Consider the following 14,112-nt stretch of genomic DNA (forward strand, 5'->3'; position numbering starts at 1 on the left):
TTTATCCACAGGGATGGAGACTCACTCCCCCTCGCCATGCGTGGCCTTGCCGCAGGCAATGCGGCGTCCGTCGCGCAGGGAGGGGTCGACCGTCATTTCGCCACGCGGCACCGGACCATCGGCAATACGGTGCCCCGTGCCCATGTGCCCCGACCAGGTGGAATAGGCCATTGTGCGATAGGTATCGCCCGCGCAGTTATAGACGACGGAAAACCGCACCGAGGCAAAAGGCAGCCCGTGGCGGATCATGTCCTCGTCAAAATCCTGGATGAACGTGGCAGAGGAATGGGTGCCACGCGCCTGCACCGAGGCAAGGTCGATATATTCGTTCACCTTGTTCTGGTACGGCGGCAGTTTCTGCAGGTTCGCCGCCACGTGCGGGGCGGGGGAGACAGCTTCCTGCGCCAGTGCCGCCCGCGCGCCGCCCGCCAGGCCAGCACAGGCGAGTCCTCCGGCCATCACTGCCAACACTACCCTGTATCCCATTGTCTCCCTTTCATATGCATGTGCGATGTCCATGCATGCCAGACCCCACATCACGAGACTGTTTTGCAGGATCATGCCAGTAGCGGCAAGACAAACCACCCGCAAACACGTCGCATATCGCTTCGCGCTGACAGGAAGCCGCCATGCAGGCCCTTTTTTCACGCATGAACGCCGCCCTGTTCGCGGCCACCCTGCTCTTGGCCAGCCCGGCCCTGGCGCAGCCTTTGCCCGCGCCCACTTTGGTCCGCGCGCCATTTGGCGCAACGCCCGACGGGCAGGAGGTGGAGCGCTTCACCCTGGCCAATGCGCACGGCATGCGCGTGCAGGTGCTGAGCTATGGGGCCATCATTTCCGCCCTTGAGGCGCCAGACCGCACCGGCCATGTCGATGACGTGGTGCTGGGCTTCCCCACGCTGGCGGGCTACACGATGGACAGTGCCCGCGGCGGCCTGTTCTTTGGGGCAACGGTCGGGCGCGTGGCCAACCGCATTGCCCACGGCACCTTCATGCTGGAAGGCCAGCGCTACCATATTCCCCCCACCAAGGGCACGACCGCGCTGCATGGCGGCCGACGGGGGTTTGACAAACAGGTGTGGACCGTGGAGGGCACGGAGCTTGCCGCAGATGCCGCCAGCGTAACCCTGAAGCTCGTCAGCCCCGACGGGCAGGAAGGTTTTCCCGGCACGCTGACCACGCATGTCACCTTCGCGCTCAACACGCGCAATGAGCTTTCGCTGCACTACCGCGCTACGACGGACCGGCCCACGGTCGTCAACCTGACCAACCACAGCTATTTCAACCTGGGCGGCGAAGGCAGCGGCACGGTGGAAAACCATGTGCTCCAGCTCAATGCCGATGCCTACACGCCCACCGATGCCAACGCGCTGCCGCTCGGCACCATCGCTCCCGTGGCGGGCACGGCGCTTGATTTCCGCACGCCACAGCGCATCGGCGCCCGCCTGCGCGACAGCATGCCCCAGATGCTTCATGCCCACGGCTATGACCAGAACTGGGTCATCAACCCCGCCCATGCCGCAACACCGGTGCCTGCGGCCCGGTTGCGCGACCCGGCATCGGGCCGGGTGCTCGAGGTGCTGACCACCCAGCCCGGCATGCAGGTCTATACGGCCAATTCCCTTGATGGCGCCTATGCCGGGCCTTCAGGCCGCACCTACCGGCAGGGCGACGGCATAGCGCTTGAAACCCAGCATTACCCCGACAGCCCCAACCACCCGGACTTCCCTTCGATCGAACTGCGCCCCGGCCAGACATATGATGAAACAACCATCTACCGCCTTGGCGTGGAACCGGTTTCAGCCTCCACCCCTTAAAGATACGGGGAAAGGCTTTGATTCCGGCACCAATATCCTTACATACCTCGCCATATCGTGATCGAAGGACGCAAACCCTCAATGAAAAAAATTACCGTTCTGCTGCTTCTCGCAACGCTGGCAGCCTGCCAGTCCGGCCACCCGCCCAGCGATGCCGACCAGAGTGGCGGCGTGGGCGGCATGACCGGCTCGCCCGGCCAGGACTCGCCCGATGACGGACCGGGCGGCTCAGGTGGCCCCGGCATGGGTAACTGAGGGGCGGCCAGGCCCGGCGCCCTGGCGGGCGCTCAGTCGCGCCCGCCGCTTATGTTGATGATCCCCAGCCCCAGCAGGCCCAGCCCCGCAAGTCCCTCGGCCACCATCCATGAGATGGGGCCAATGCCGTCAGCCGTCATGCCGCGCACCAGCACGCCCACGCTGCCCATCATCAGCAGCAGGGACACGATGGTCCCCCATTTCACAATCTTGCCGCGGTTCATCAAATCTCTTCGCTGTCTGTCAGTCCGGTTCCCGGCGTAGCCGGTTTTCGTACTTCTATCACCATGTGGGCGCAACCGTCCAAACCCGGCATGCGCGGCGGCAATGCGCCTGCCGCGCAACGGCGCATCACTCATGCAGATGTGATACCCGCCCCGACCGCTTTCATGCTTGCATTTCGTTACAGGGATAACGGGCTGGCCCCTTAGGCCCACCTTCCTGTGCAAAAGCATTCAAGGAGCACGGCCATGCAGATACTGACAGCCCCCGCGCCTGGCGCCGAATGGCCTGGCCGCATGATGGATCTGATGCGGACCTGCATGGCCTATCCATACGCCTTCCTGCGCCTGTGGGATGGAGACTGACCGCAGCCCCGTCATTCGTGGCGCAGGTCGCTGGCCGAAAACCAGGCATCATTGCCGGTTTTGTCATTGCGCACGCGCACCTGCCCGTTTTCTATCATCTCCACGATGGCGCCCTTGAAGCCGCGCTGCTCGGGCCTGACCGCAGCATCATCCTTCACCACCACGATATCGCCGTCCTTGAAATCCATCAGCCCTTACTCCTTTCCCTCATGCGCGTTGAAATCCTGACGCGCATCATGCCAGCGCCCCTGCGCGCTGCAAGCCACTGATCCGCCACGGCATACCACATCCGCGCAAAAAACAGGTTGTGCCAGCCCCAATCCATTCCGACATGAACGGAAACCACCTTTTTTTATGGAGCCCGTTCATGTCTGCAGACCATCGCATACCGTCCAACACCGATCTCGAGCGTGAACTCGAGCAGGTACGCCGCGACCACGCCATCGCGCTGAAGGACCGCCCCGAGCATGCCCATGCGCTTGCTGCACGCATGAAAAAGCTTGAAGACGACCTTGCCCGCGCAAAATAAGACCTGAAAAGATAAAAGTTCCTGGTGAAGCCTTTTTCAAAAAGCTTCGTAAAAAACGCCGCCTTTTAAAAAAAGGCGGCACCGAAAAACTTTTATTCTTCTACTCTTCAGGCGTGGTGGGTGCCGTGACACCGGGCGTGGGCGCGCGCACCAGCCAGTAGACAATGCCCAGCGACAGTACGGCGGCCGACAGGGCCAGCAGCTCCATCACATCGACTTCCTTGAGGTCGATGACGATGAACTTGCGCACCGTGGCCAGCATGCCGATCAGCAGCACCGAGCGCATGCGGATCATGCTGTGCGGCTGCGCATCGGGCAGCACCAGAATGGAATGCTTGAACTCAAGGGCAATCAGCACGGTAAAGAACATGCCGAAAATGCCCTGCAGCACCTCCGGGCTGGTCGGGTTCAGCCCCGAGGTCAGCACCATGCGCCCCACCGCCACCACCACATGCACAAGCGAGGTGCCCGCGATCACCACGATCAGCAGGGTCAGGATGAGCATCACCCCCTCCTCGAACAGGTCGAACAGGCGGGCCATCTGAAAGAAACCGGGCAGGCGTTTCATCATATGCGGGGCAGTCTCCTGGCTGGGGGTGCTGACGGCAGTCATGCCGCGCCATGAAAGGCAGCCCTTGTAACAAGCTTACCCCTGGCTGTGCAAAACCGGCGGCAGGACCCCTGTATCAACCGCCGCCATGTCAAGATTGCGTCGCGGCATCCTGCCATGCAGGGACGGGTCTGGATGACGGGCCCGCGCCACCCCATCTATGGTGGAACGGACACCGCCGTGTGTCCCTGATACACACCATGAAGAATAGGATGCCATCATGAGCAAAGCCGTACCGACCGGACCCGACGCACAGGGCAAATTCGCGCTTGAGATCAACATCGGTGGCCTGACCGGCAGCATTGCCGGGTTCAGCTCCAAGATGGAAGCGGAAGACTACGCAACCTCGCTGCTGCGCCGCGTCAAGGAACTCGCCAAGGCCGACGGCCTGAAATAAGCAGGCAGGCCGGGACGGGAAGGCCAGACCTTCTCCTCCCGGCCACCCTCCTTCCACATAGCGGGAAAGGAGGGAAGAAAGTCGTGTTTTCTGAAGATTTTTGAAAAAAACTTCGCCCAGAACCCCTTTCTGTGAAAAAACGGAACCACGGTTTCCCCACGCCCTTGCATGCGCGTGAAAAGACCGGAACAGTCGCCTTAGTGCATTCATAGCGCCCCGCAGGCCCAGACCCTGCCCCCGCAATGACAATAAGGACGATTTGCCCCATGAAAAAACTGACCCGATCACTCTGCGTACTGGCTGTAGCCAGTGGCCTGAGCGCCTGCGTGGACGGCCCGCGCGGCGGCTATTATGGCGGATATGGTGGATATGGCGGCTACGGTTACGGCGGCTACTATAATGGGTATGGCGATTATTATGGCGGCGCGCCGGAATACATAGGGCGCGGTGGCGGGCCCCGTGGGCCCCGTGGCGGCGGCTTTGGCGGTCCGCGCCGGGGTGGTGGCGGTGGCCCCTTCATGGGCGGCGGGCCGCGCGGCGATCATGGCGGCGGGCCGGGCCGTGGTCCTGGCGGTGGTGGTCCGGGTGGCGGCGGGCATGGGGCCGGTGGCCCTGGCGGACCCGGCGGCGGCGGGCATGGCTTTGGTGGAGGTCACCGCCGCTGAGCGTGACATGGGCTGGCTCCCTGCGGAGCCAGCCTTTTTTAACGGACCGCCTTCATCAACGCTTTTTGCAAAAAAGCTGCGCCCCAGGCCCTTATCCGTGCTGCCCTGCCCCTGAAAGCAGGTTCATGACCAGCACGCCACACACGATCAGGGCCATGCCCGCAATGGCGGCCAGATCGAGCTTCTGCCCCAGCACCACGCGGCAGACCAGTGTAATGAGCACCGTGCCAATACCTGACCAGATGGCATAGGCCACGCCGGTGGGAATAACCCGCAATGCCAGCGACAGCGCATAGAACGCCACCCCATACCCCACCACCGTCACGCATGATGGACCCAGCCGCGTAAAGCCGCTGGACAGGGTCAGGCAGAATGTTGCCGTAACCTCCGCCACGATGGCGATGACCAGATAACAATACGCCACCACTCAATCCCCTGCGGGTGGCGTGGCGCGCGGGGGCAGGCCGCGCAGGCGGGCGCGTGGCGCGCGCGGCGGCGGGGGTGTTTCATCGCGAATCGCCACGGCGTCCTGCCCCCTGGCCTGCAGGGCGGCGGCAAAGCGCTGCACGTGCGTCCATTGCGCGCCAGCATAGAGCTCACGCCCGTCCAGCATCACACGATGTCGTCTCAAGCCCTGATCCTGTCCTGTTTCGTTCCTGCCTGTAGATGGGGATGGCCGCCCTGCGGCGCAACCGCGGCACAAAATGGAACCAGTTTCCAGGAAACCTTCGCTTTTACGAAACGATTCATGTATGAAGAGGATAGGAGGTATGATCCATGAGCAACTCTGCACGTATGATCGCCCATCTGCTGATTACGGTCCGGCTGAGCACGCGCAACCGGCCTTCTCCCACAGTTTCCCAGCCTGCAAAGGACTGAGCACCTCACCCGCAGGATGGGGCGCGCGAGCAGGTAGGCGGGCCCGTGTCATGTTATGACACAATATGTCCGTCATGCCTTCTTGCGCGCCCGCGCCAGCCGGGCGGCAAAGGCGGGCAGTTCATCGTGGTGCAGCAGGAACACGTTGTTGGAGCGCGCAAGCTGCCGCGCCGGAATCGTGTAATCCGCATTCGAGACCACGGCCGCCACATCGGCGTGGTAATACAGGCGGGCGGCTGCAATCTGCTGCACGGCCTCGTTGCCCACCGCGTTGCGGTACAGCTTGCACTGCACCACCAGCCTGACAGGACCATGCACGGCAATGACATCCGCTCCCTGGTCACCGCCCGGCGGGGTGGCATGGGCATCCCAGCCACAGCCCCGCAGGCGGGCGGCGCAGTACCGCTCATAGGCGATGGGGTCCATGTCGGGTGAAAAGCCATCGGTGGGTTCGCTGCCCGAAGGGGCCTGACGCGCCACCTGATCGACCAGCGCCAGCACGGGCCGGGCAAGGGCTGGCCACAGACCCGCCAGCTTTCTGCCGCGCAGGGCGGGCTGGATGATTGTCTTGACGAATTCGGCCTGCTCGCGCTCCCACTTCGTGGTGCGCTCCACCCCATAACTGTTGAACTGCACCAGTTGCCTGCGGCGGATGCGCAGGGCCTCGGCATGGCGGCGCACCAGTTGCCCGCACAACTGCCACGCCCGCCTGCGCCGCCACCATCGCGCGCCATAGCGCAGCACGGGCCACAACAGCACCGCCACACCGCCCGCCAGCACAAGCCGCCACACCCCCGATGGCAGTGCTGTGGGCGCGGCACCCGCTACACGCACGGCACTGGCGGCAAAATACAGGGGCGCGCTCCCCCGCCGCACCGGCAGGGCGCGCAACCGCACCACGGCGCCATCATCGCGCGTGCCCAGTAACTGCCATGTTCCCGCCCCGTCAGCGCGCTGGCAATGCAACTGGGCCAGCGCCTGCCCGTAGGCCGCGGCAGGCATGGAAAGCGGCAGTTCCGCTACCCGGCGCAGGCTGGCCGCCTGCGTGCACCCAATGGCATCAGGCGCGACCTGATAGGAGGTGGGGGCTGCCAGCGCGGCTACGGGGGCCAGTAGAAGCCACAAGCCCAACCATGGCGCGATGCCTACCCGCATTTGTATTCCTGCTCCCCTGCATTCGTGGCACAACCAGTCTAAAACGTGAGAACAAAATAAGAAAGTAGAGAAATGCCAGTGCCTTCGCCCAAGGCCCGGGCCTATCATGCCCGCATGCGACTCTGCTTTATCGGTGACAGCTACGTCACGGGAACGGGCGATGAAACCTGCCAGGGCTGGGCCGGTCGGCTTTGCGCATGCGAGCGGCAGGCCGGGCACGACCTCACCCTCTACAACCTTGGCGTAAGGGGCCAGACCAGCCACGACATTGCGCTGCGCTGGCAGGCTGAAGCGCAGGCGCGGCTGCACGGGCGCGATGATGGCGGCATTGTCCTGTCCTTCGGGGCCAATGACGTCATGCCCGATGCCGCAGGCCAACCCCGGCTTGCCCACGCCGACAGCCTGCACGCCACCGAACGGATCCTGCACCAGGCCCGCAGCAGATGGCCAACCCTGATGATCGGCCCCCCGCCCGTGGGGCGGCCCGGCCCCGACCAGCGCACCCGCGTGCTGGAGCAGGCCATGGCGGCATCATGCAGCCGGGCTGGCGTGCCCTTCCTGTCCGTCTGGGCGCCGTTGCTGGGCAGCGCCGCATGGTGTGGCGGGATTGCCCGGGGTGATGGGCTGCACCCCGGCGGGGCAGGCTACGACGTGCTGGCCCGGCTCGTGCGGGACTGGCTTGCCTGGCGGGATCTGATGGCCGCACCGCCATAGAAAACGCATATCCCCATTCCCCTTGGCAGGAACCGGCATTATGGCCACATAAGGCGCGCAGCCCCATGCCGCGCTTTTTCGAATGAAGGCATACAGACATGAACAAGATCATCACCTGTGCCCTGCTGGGCACGCTGGCCGTAGCCTGCGTGCCCGCCGCCCGCGCCGACGTGCCCGAGGCGGAACTGAATTCGCTCTACATCCGCCCCGAGGTGCAGCTTCCCGCCCCCGCGCTGACCTTTCCCGCCTATCCGATAGTGGATGACTGCACCACCGAGTTTGGCGACGAGGTGACCAATGCCTGTGTCACGGCGGAAAAGGAACGCGCCCTGGTGCTGCAACCCGCGTGGGAGGAATACAAGGACAGCGACAAGATCGGCTGCCAGGAGGACGTCACGCACATCCGCCACATCCAGCTCTATCGTGACCTGGCCTACTGCCTGGACAAGCGCCGCTATGACGCATGGCGCAAGGACCACCCCAACGGCAAGTAAAAGGCCTGAAAAAAGTTAAAAGTTTTTGGGTGCCGCCTTTTTTCAAAAAGGCGGCGCTCTCTCGAAGCTTTTTGAAAAACGCTTCACCAAAAACTTCTTTGGTCATAACCGGTTAATCGCGTGTGATATGACAGCTCTGGTCGTCATGGCTGTGGTCGTAATCCACGTTCTGGTTGGCGGCACTATCGCCATGCACGATCCGGCGCGGGCGGGCGGGGTCGGCTGACAGCACCGACAGGCTGCGATCCAGCCCCGCATAGGCCAGCCCCGCCGCCTCAAGCACGCTGGCGGGCATGCTGGCCAGCGTAAACGGCGCATGCACATTGGCGCGCGCGGCCTGCATGGCCGGGGCGTGGGCAGCCTGCCAGCCAGGCGAGGCCCAGAAATAGAGCGGCACCTCATAGGCTGCACGCACATCGCCATGCGCGGGGATGCCGCCTGAGCATTCATTTACCCGCACCCCATGGTCCGGCACGTAGAACAGGGCGGCTTCACCCCCATGCGCCTGCAGGCTGGCCTGCACGCGGGCAAGGATATGGTCGGTATAGGCGATGCTGTTGTCATAGGCGCTGCCCAGATGGGCGAAGCCTGGAGGGGCGCGATCCGCCGCATTCTCGTGGCTGCCAAACAGGTGCAGCACGACCAGCACCGGCCCCTTCGCCCCGGCAATGGCCTGATCGAACACGGGCAGCATCTGTTCATCAAGCACGGGGCGGCCCATCACGCCGCCCCGCACGGTGGTATAGGCGATATGGTGCGCCTGCTCCGAATAGGCGCCGATCACGCTGTCATACGGGCCAAGGCGGGGGTGGTTGCTGATCCACCACGTATCGAACCCCGCCGCATTGAACACCGAGACAAGGTCATGCCCCGGCACGGACCCCGGCCGCAGCCGGTCATAGCCTGACAGGATGACCGGCACGGCACCCACCGTGTAGTCAAAGGGCGTAACCACATTGTCAAAGCGCAGCAGGCCGGGCAGGTGGTCCATTTCAGGCGTGGTGGGCAGGGCGTAGCCAAAGCCGTGATGGTGGTCGCGGCGCGCGCTCTCGCCAATGACCAGCACGATCACCTGCCGCGCACCGGGTGCGGGCGGGGTGAGAAACTCGACCGGCTCATGGCTGATGCGCCGCGCCATGGCGGTTACGCGCCATGTCTCGCGCCTTGCTGCCGCATAGCCGGTCAGCAGGCTCCACGGCCAGGCACGGTCGAAATGGGCATGGATGGCCACCAGCGGGTTCTCCGTGCCCGCACGGGTGGGGGGCAGGCTGTGCCACAGCCGCATCACGGGCACCACCAGCACCGTCACCAGCACCGCCACCGCGCCCAGACGCCACCGGCCCGGCCACGGCACCACCACCCCGCGCGGGCGCGACAGGTAAAGGGCGGCCAGCCCCGACCACAGCACCGCCCACGCACACAGCCATGGCAGCACCGGGGCGACATAGCCCATCACCACCGGCACCGAGCAGTAGAACAGGATCAGCCATAACGGATAACCCGGCGGCACGCCGCTGATATGGATGTAATACACAGCCCCCGGCAGCAGCACGACGGCAGGCAGCAAGGCCGCCAGCAGCACCCGCCTGCTGTTGCAGGCGAGTGCGATCACCCCCCACAGCATGAGCGCGCGCGCAATGCCCTGCAACGCCGTGCAGGCGGGCAGCAGTGCCAGGCCGGCCATCAGCCCCAGCAGCGCATCGGGCCATGCCTGCCGCCATGAGCGCGACCGATGCAGAAACCTGCGCGGAGGGGGGAGCCTGTTCATTGCCCCTTCATGCCACGGGCGCACACAGGCGGGTAGACCCGCGCGCAATGGCGGCAAACGGCCCAGCGCCGCGGGGCTGGCACGTTTGTGAACGAACCGGCATGCGGCAATGCTTTTTATCGTCCGGGCACGCGCCTAATAATGCGGGCCGCCGGGAGGGCCCGCGCAGACGGGCGCCACAAGAAAACACCCTTCAAAAAAACCAGATTCAACAAAGGCACACAGACGTACCATGGCAAAGATCAAGGTCAAAAATCCCGTTGTCGAGATGGATGGCGACGAGATGACCCGCATCATCTGGCATTTCATCCGCGAGCGGCTGATCCTGCCCTATCTCGACATCGACCTGAAATATTATGACCTCGGCATCACCCACCGCGACGAAACCGATGACCGCGTGACCGTGGACGCCGCCGAGGCCGTGCGCCGCTACGGCGTGGGCGTGAAATGCGCCACCATCACCCCCGACGAGGACCGGGTGAAGGAGTTTGGCCTGAAAAAGATGTGGCGCTCGCCCAATGGCACCATCCGCAACATCCTTGATGGCACCATCTTCCGCGAGCCGATCATCTGCACCAACGTGCCGCGCCTCGTGCCGCACTGGACCCAGCCCATCGTGATCGGCCGCCATGCCTATGGCGACATCTACCGCGCGGCCGAAACGCGCATTCCCGGCCCCGGCAAGGTCACGCTGCGCTACACCCCGGCCGATGGCGGCCCCGAGCAGGTGCTGGACGTGCATGACTTCAAGGGGCCTGGCGTGGCCCTTGGCATGCACAACACCCGCGCCTCGATCGAGGGGTTTGCCCGCGCCTCGCTGGCCTATGGGCGCGACCGCAGGCTGCCGGTCTACCTGTCCACCAAGAACACCATCCTCAAGGCCTATGACGGCATGTTCAAGGATGTGTTCCAGGAAGTGTACGAGCGTGAGTTCAAGGCCGAGTTTGAAAAGCTGGGCCTGACCTACGAGCATCGCCTGATCGATGACATGGTGGCCTGCGCGCTGAAGTGGAAGGGCGGCTATGTCTGGGCGTGCAAGAACTATGATGGCGACGTGGAAAGCGACATCGTGGCCCAGGGCTTCGGCAGCCTTGGCCTGATGACCTCGGTGCTGCTCAACCCCACGGGCGACGTGGTGGAGGCGGAAGCGGCCCACGGCACCGTGACCCGCCATTTCCGCGAGCACCAGAAGGGGCGGCCCACCAGCACCAACCCCATCGCCTCGATCTTCGCCTGGACGCGCGGCCTGGCCTATCGCGGCAAATTCGATGACACGCCCGATGTCACCCACTTCGCCCATACGCTCGAGCGCGTATGCATCGAGACGGTGGAGGGCGGCCAGATGACCAAGGATCTCGCCCTGCTGGTGGGCAAGGACACGAAATGGCTTGATACCCAGCCTTTCCTTGACGTGCTGGACGAAAAGCTGCGCGCGGCACTGGCCAAGGCATAAAACAGAAGTTTCCGGGTGCCGCCTTTTTTCAAAAAGGCGGCATTCTTTTTAATCTTTGCCGGGGTTACGCCCCCTCCTCCAGCGCGTGATCGGCCAGTTCGCCTTCCCACCGGGCCGCGACGGCGGCGGCGTAGCCATTGCCCAGCACATTGGTGGCCGTGCGCGCCATGTCGAGAAAGTGGTCAATGCCCAGGATCAGCGCCAGCCCCGCCTCGGGCAGGCCGAACTGCGGCATGACGGCCGCCAGCGTGACAAGGGCGGCACGCGGCACGCCCGCAATGCCCTTGCTGCTCAGCATCATCACCAGCACCATCGCGATCTGCTGGCCTACGGGGATGTGGATGCCATAGGCCTGCGCAATGAACAGCGCGCCGAAGGACTGGAACAGCACCGAGCCATCAAGGTTGAAGCTGTAGCCCAGCGGCAGCACGAAGCCGCTGATGCGGTCGGGCACGCCAAACAGCTCCAGCCGCTCGACCAGCAGCGGGTAGACGGCCTCGCTGCTCGCGGTGGCGAAGCCAAGCAGGATGGGCTGGATCAGCAGCTTCGCCAGTGCGAACACGCGCCTGCCCAGCACGCAGAAGGTCATGGTGGTCAGCAGCACCCACAGCACGCCCAGCGTGCCGTAGAACTTGCACAGGAACACGCCAAACATGCCCAGGATGCCAACGCCGCTATGGGCCACGCTGCCCATGACCGAGCCGAACACGGCCACGGGGGCGGCATACATCACCATATCGGTCATGCGCAGCATGATGCGGGCGAGTTCGGCGGTCCAGGGCAGGATCATGCGCTGCGCCCCCTTGCCGGCCGCGGGCAGGGCCAGGCCAAACAGGACAGAGAACACCACGATCTGCAAAATGTCGTTGCGGCCCATGGCATCAAAAATGCTGGTGGGCACCACATGCAGCACGAACTCGACCGGATCGAAATGCGCATGCGCCAGGCCCGTATCGCCCAGGCCCTGCGGCACGGTAAAGCCTATGCCGGGCTGGAGCAGGTTGGCGGCCAGCAGGCCGGTCACGAGCGACAGGAAGGAGGCGACGATGAACCACAGCAGGATACGCCCGCCAATGCGCATCACCTGCGTGCCATCGCCAAGGCTGCCAATGCCCGACACAAGGGTGGCAAAAACCAGCGGGGCAATGATCATGCGCACAAGCCGCAGGAACAGCCCCGTCAGCAGGGTTGCGCAGCGGGTGGCGGCCTCGGCCGCAGCCGGGCCCGCCGCATGCAGGCCCAGCCCCACGACCACACCCAGCAGCAGCGCGACCACAATGGCGCGCGTGCGCCCGCTGGCATTACGTTTTACGGGCTTGGCCAAATCAACAATCCTGCTGCCATTCATCAGAAGATAACGCCGCAAGTAACGCACGCCCCCCCGGTTTTGCAAGGTAGGCGTGCAACACCCCTCTGGTCGGCGTGCAGGCAGGGCAGCATAAAAAAACTGTTATACCCATACCCCCTACCTTTCTGGACAGAATGCGATTATAGGGATGTTCCTGTGAAATTATGCACCTGATGCATTATCTCCTCCTTGACCCAAGGGCGCACCAGGACGGGAAAGGCGGAATAAGGCGGACGGACATGCGTGCAGGATGGCCAGCCACTGGCCGGGAAGGCTTATGGCCCCCAGGCCAGATGTATCACCACGGATCAGGCGGGATGGTACGCATCAGGCGCGCGCAAAAGTGGTGCGAATCGCATTTCAAGATGCAGATCACATGACAGGCAAGACTACGGGCGTGCAGGAATCCCTGCCACGCGGATGGTGGGGTTCAGCAGTCTGTGCCTGTTTTCTGGTGGTTTTCCTTAGTTTTTTTAATATTATCTCAATGCCGCAGCGCGCATGCGGGTCCCTGCTAGGCCCCGGTCCGGCGCATGGAAACGCACCTCCTGCCACCACTGACGCCGATGCTTATTGCTCACCCTAATCACTCGCATGATGAAATCGTGTGTCAGCCTCCCTCCCTTTTCCCACCCGGGCAGGAAGCGCAACGAGAGACTTAAGCTATTAAGTCATTGAAAATACGATATTAAATTCTGGAAAACAGGGCTTTTTCCATGCTGGCGCACAAACCGGAATCGCTTGTGAGGATAGAGGCAGGATGATGGCGGTTATCTGTTACTTCAATCACATTGTCGTGATACTATAGCACCGAATTTGTCGCCTTTAAGCGCAATCAAGGCCCCAAAACCAAGGGTTGGAGGGGATTTAGCCCATTAATATGCATTCATTATGCAATTTATAGAGGTCTGTTTCTGCTCATTCACGCCATGCTAGCTATCGGTATGCGCCTGACCCTGCACACCGATTATGCCTTACGCACGCTATTATACATGGGATTGCATGCCGACAGGCGTGTCTCGATCCATGAGATCGCCAGCGCGTATGACATTTCCGAGAATCACCTTGTCAAGGTCATCCACCGGCTGTCGCGCCTTGGGCTGGTTGATGCGCGGCGCGGTCGTGGCGGTGGCCTGATCCTTGGCCATCCCCCCGAGGATATCCGCATTGGCGATGTCGTGCGCCAGACCGAGGATGACCTGCAACTGGTCCATTGCGAACCCAGCCACGCCGATGGCAGCTGCTGCATCCTTTCGGAGATGTGCAAGCTGCGCGGCGTGCTCTCTATCGCGCTGGGCGCCTTCATGAGCGTGCTGGACGCAACAACACTGGCCGACCTGCTGCCAGATCATGAACGCCCGCATCTGCTCGCACGCCTGCCCGGCCCGGCCCAGGTGCAACAGACACAGCAGCCATTGGCCAAAAGCGCCTGACCATAACG

General features: G+C 63.4%; 18 protein-coding genes. 8 read left to right on the plus strand and 10 right to left on the minus strand.

Going from position 1 to position 14,112, the window contains the following annotated elements; all coding sequences use genetic code 11:
* Positions 1 to 21: 21 nt before the first annotated feature.
* Positions 22 to 459 (minus strand): surface-adhesin E family protein, encoded by a 438-nt coding sequence (locus tag DV027_RS07025; RefSeq protein WP_242621774.1) that lies wholly within the window; start codon positions 457 to 459, stop codon positions 22 to 24.
* A gap of 170 nt (positions 460 to 629) precedes the next feature.
* Here DV027_RS07025 and DV027_RS07030 point away from each other — a divergent pair, with 170 nt between their 5' ends.
* Together DV027_RS07030 and DV027_RS17435 are read left to right on the plus strand one after the other, a co-directional pair.
* Positions 630 to 1,817 carry an aldose epimerase family protein gene (locus DV027_RS07030; RefSeq protein WP_130731167.1) on the plus strand — a complete coding sequence of 396 codons (1,188 nt, stop codon included), beginning with the start codon at positions 630 to 632 and terminating at the stop codon, positions 1,815 to 1,817.
* A gap of 81 nt (positions 1,818 to 1,898) precedes the next feature.
* Entirely contained in the window at positions 1,899 to 2,072 is a 174-nt protein-coding gene (locus DV027_RS17435; protein WP_165399130.1) for a hypothetical protein, read from the plus strand.
* Between the two features lie 32 nt (positions 2,073 to 2,104).
* Here DV027_RS17435 and DV027_RS07035 read toward each other — a convergent pair whose 3' ends face one another.
* Positions 2,105 to 2,296, minus strand: a complete 192-nt coding sequence (locus DV027_RS07035; protein WP_061273682.1) for a hypothetical protein — start codon at positions 2,294 to 2,296, stop codon at positions 2,105 to 2,107.
* A 374-nt stretch (positions 2,297 to 2,670) separates the two neighbouring features.
* The gene (locus DV027_RS17440; RefSeq protein WP_165399131.1) at positions 2,671 to 2,847 is read right to left on the minus strand and encodes a hypothetical protein; all 177 of its coding nucleotides are present in this window, start codon (positions 2,845 to 2,847) and stop codon (positions 2,671 to 2,673) included.
* 179 nt (positions 2,848 to 3,026) lie between these two features.
* Between DV027_RS17440 and DV027_RS17445 the strand changes: the two genes are divergently transcribed.
* Positions 3,027 to 3,188, plus strand: coding sequence for a hypothetical protein (locus tag DV027_RS17445; RefSeq protein WP_165399132.1), 162 nt, complete (start codon positions 3,027 to 3,029; stop codon positions 3,186 to 3,188).
* A gap of 100 nt (positions 3,189 to 3,288) precedes the next feature.
* Here DV027_RS17445 and DV027_RS07040 read toward each other — a convergent pair whose 3' ends face one another.
* On the minus strand, positions 3,289 to 3,759 hold the full coding sequence (locus DV027_RS07040) for a phosphate-starvation-inducible PsiE family protein (RefSeq protein ID WP_130731168.1): 471 nt from the start codon (positions 3,757 to 3,759) through the stop codon (positions 3,289 to 3,291).
* Positions 3,760 to 4,018: 259 nt separating this feature from the next.
* Between DV027_RS07040 and DV027_RS17450 the strand changes: the two genes are divergently transcribed.
* Positions 4,019 to 4,195, plus strand: a complete 177-nt coding sequence (locus tag DV027_RS17450) for a hypothetical protein (RefSeq protein ID WP_165399133.1) — start codon at positions 4,019 to 4,021, stop codon at positions 4,193 to 4,195.
* A gap of 284 nt (positions 4,196 to 4,479) precedes the next feature.
* On the opposite strand, the gene DV027_RS17455 is transcribed toward DV027_RS17450, so the two are convergent.
* The 4 genes from DV027_RS17455 to DV027_RS07055 all read right to left on the minus strand — a co-directional run bounded on the left by DV027_RS17455 (position 4,480) and on the right by DV027_RS07055 (position 6,894).
* Positions 4,480 to 4,869, minus strand: coding sequence for a hypothetical protein (locus tag DV027_RS17455; protein ID WP_165399134.1), 390 nt, complete (start codon positions 4,867 to 4,869; stop codon positions 4,480 to 4,482).
* 82 nt (positions 4,870 to 4,951) lie between these two features.
* Positions 4,952 to 5,284, minus strand: a complete 333-nt coding sequence (locus DV027_RS07045) for a DMT family transporter (RefSeq protein WP_130731169.1) — start codon at positions 5,282 to 5,284, stop codon at positions 4,952 to 4,954.
* A gap of 3 nt (positions 5,285 to 5,287) precedes the next feature.
* Positions 5,288 to 5,491, minus strand: coding sequence for a hypothetical protein (locus tag DV027_RS07050; RefSeq protein WP_242621775.1), 204 nt, complete (start codon positions 5,489 to 5,491; stop codon positions 5,288 to 5,290).
* A 320-nt stretch (positions 5,492 to 5,811) separates the two neighbouring features.
* On the minus strand, positions 5,812 to 6,894 hold the full coding sequence (locus DV027_RS07055; RefSeq protein WP_130731170.1) for a restriction endonuclease: 1,083 nt from the start codon (positions 6,892 to 6,894) through the stop codon (positions 5,812 to 5,814).
* 72 nt (positions 6,895 to 6,966) lie between these two features.
* Between DV027_RS07055 and DV027_RS07060 the strand changes: the two genes are divergently transcribed.
* Positions 6,967 to 7,608 carry a GDSL-type esterase/lipase family protein gene (locus DV027_RS07060; RefSeq protein WP_242621776.1) on the plus strand — a complete coding sequence of 214 codons (642 nt, stop codon included), beginning with the start codon at positions 6,967 to 6,969 and terminating at the stop codon, positions 7,606 to 7,608.
* 98 nt (positions 7,609 to 7,706) lie between these two features.
* On the plus strand, positions 7,707 to 8,102 hold the full coding sequence (locus DV027_RS07065) for a hypothetical protein (protein ID WP_130731171.1): 396 nt from the start codon (positions 7,707 to 7,709) through the stop codon (positions 8,100 to 8,102).
* A 112-nt stretch (positions 8,103 to 8,214) separates the two neighbouring features.
* On the opposite strand, the gene DV027_RS07075 is transcribed toward DV027_RS07065, so the two are convergent.
* On the minus strand, positions 8,215 to 9,870 hold the full coding sequence (locus DV027_RS07075) for a phosphoethanolamine transferase (RefSeq protein WP_130731173.1): 1,656 nt from the start codon (positions 9,868 to 9,870) through the stop codon (positions 8,215 to 8,217).
* A 232-nt stretch (positions 9,871 to 10,102) separates the two neighbouring features.
* Here DV027_RS07075 and DV027_RS07080 point away from each other — a divergent pair, with 232 nt between their 5' ends.
* Positions 10,103 to 11,323 carry an NADP-dependent isocitrate dehydrogenase gene (locus tag DV027_RS07080; RefSeq protein WP_130731174.1) on the plus strand — a complete coding sequence of 407 codons (1,221 nt, stop codon included), beginning with the start codon at positions 10,103 to 10,105 and terminating at the stop codon, positions 11,321 to 11,323.
* A 64-nt stretch (positions 11,324 to 11,387) separates the two neighbouring features.
* Here the strand turns inward: DV027_RS07080 and DV027_RS07085 are convergent, their stop codons facing one another.
* Positions 11,388 to 12,647 (minus strand): dicarboxylate/amino acid:cation symporter, encoded by a 1,260-nt coding sequence (locus DV027_RS07085; protein ID WP_130731175.1) that lies wholly within the window; start codon positions 12,645 to 12,647, stop codon positions 11,388 to 11,390.
* A 968-nt stretch (positions 12,648 to 13,615) separates the two neighbouring features.
* On the opposite strand from DV027_RS07085, the gene DV027_RS07090 reads away from it, so the two are divergent.
* The gene (locus tag DV027_RS07090; protein WP_130731257.1) at positions 13,616 to 14,104 is read left to right on the plus strand and encodes an Rrf2 family transcriptional regulator; all 489 of its coding nucleotides are present in this window, start codon (positions 13,616 to 13,618) and stop codon (positions 14,102 to 14,104) included.
* Positions 14,105 to 14,112 lie beyond the last annotated feature (8 nt).

The sequence above is a fragment of the Komagataeibacter xylinus genome (genome assembly GCF_004302915.1).
In the GTDB taxonomy this organism is placed as follows: Bacteria; Pseudomonadota; Alphaproteobacteria; order Acetobacterales; family Acetobacteraceae; genus Komagataeibacter; species Komagataeibacter xylinus_C.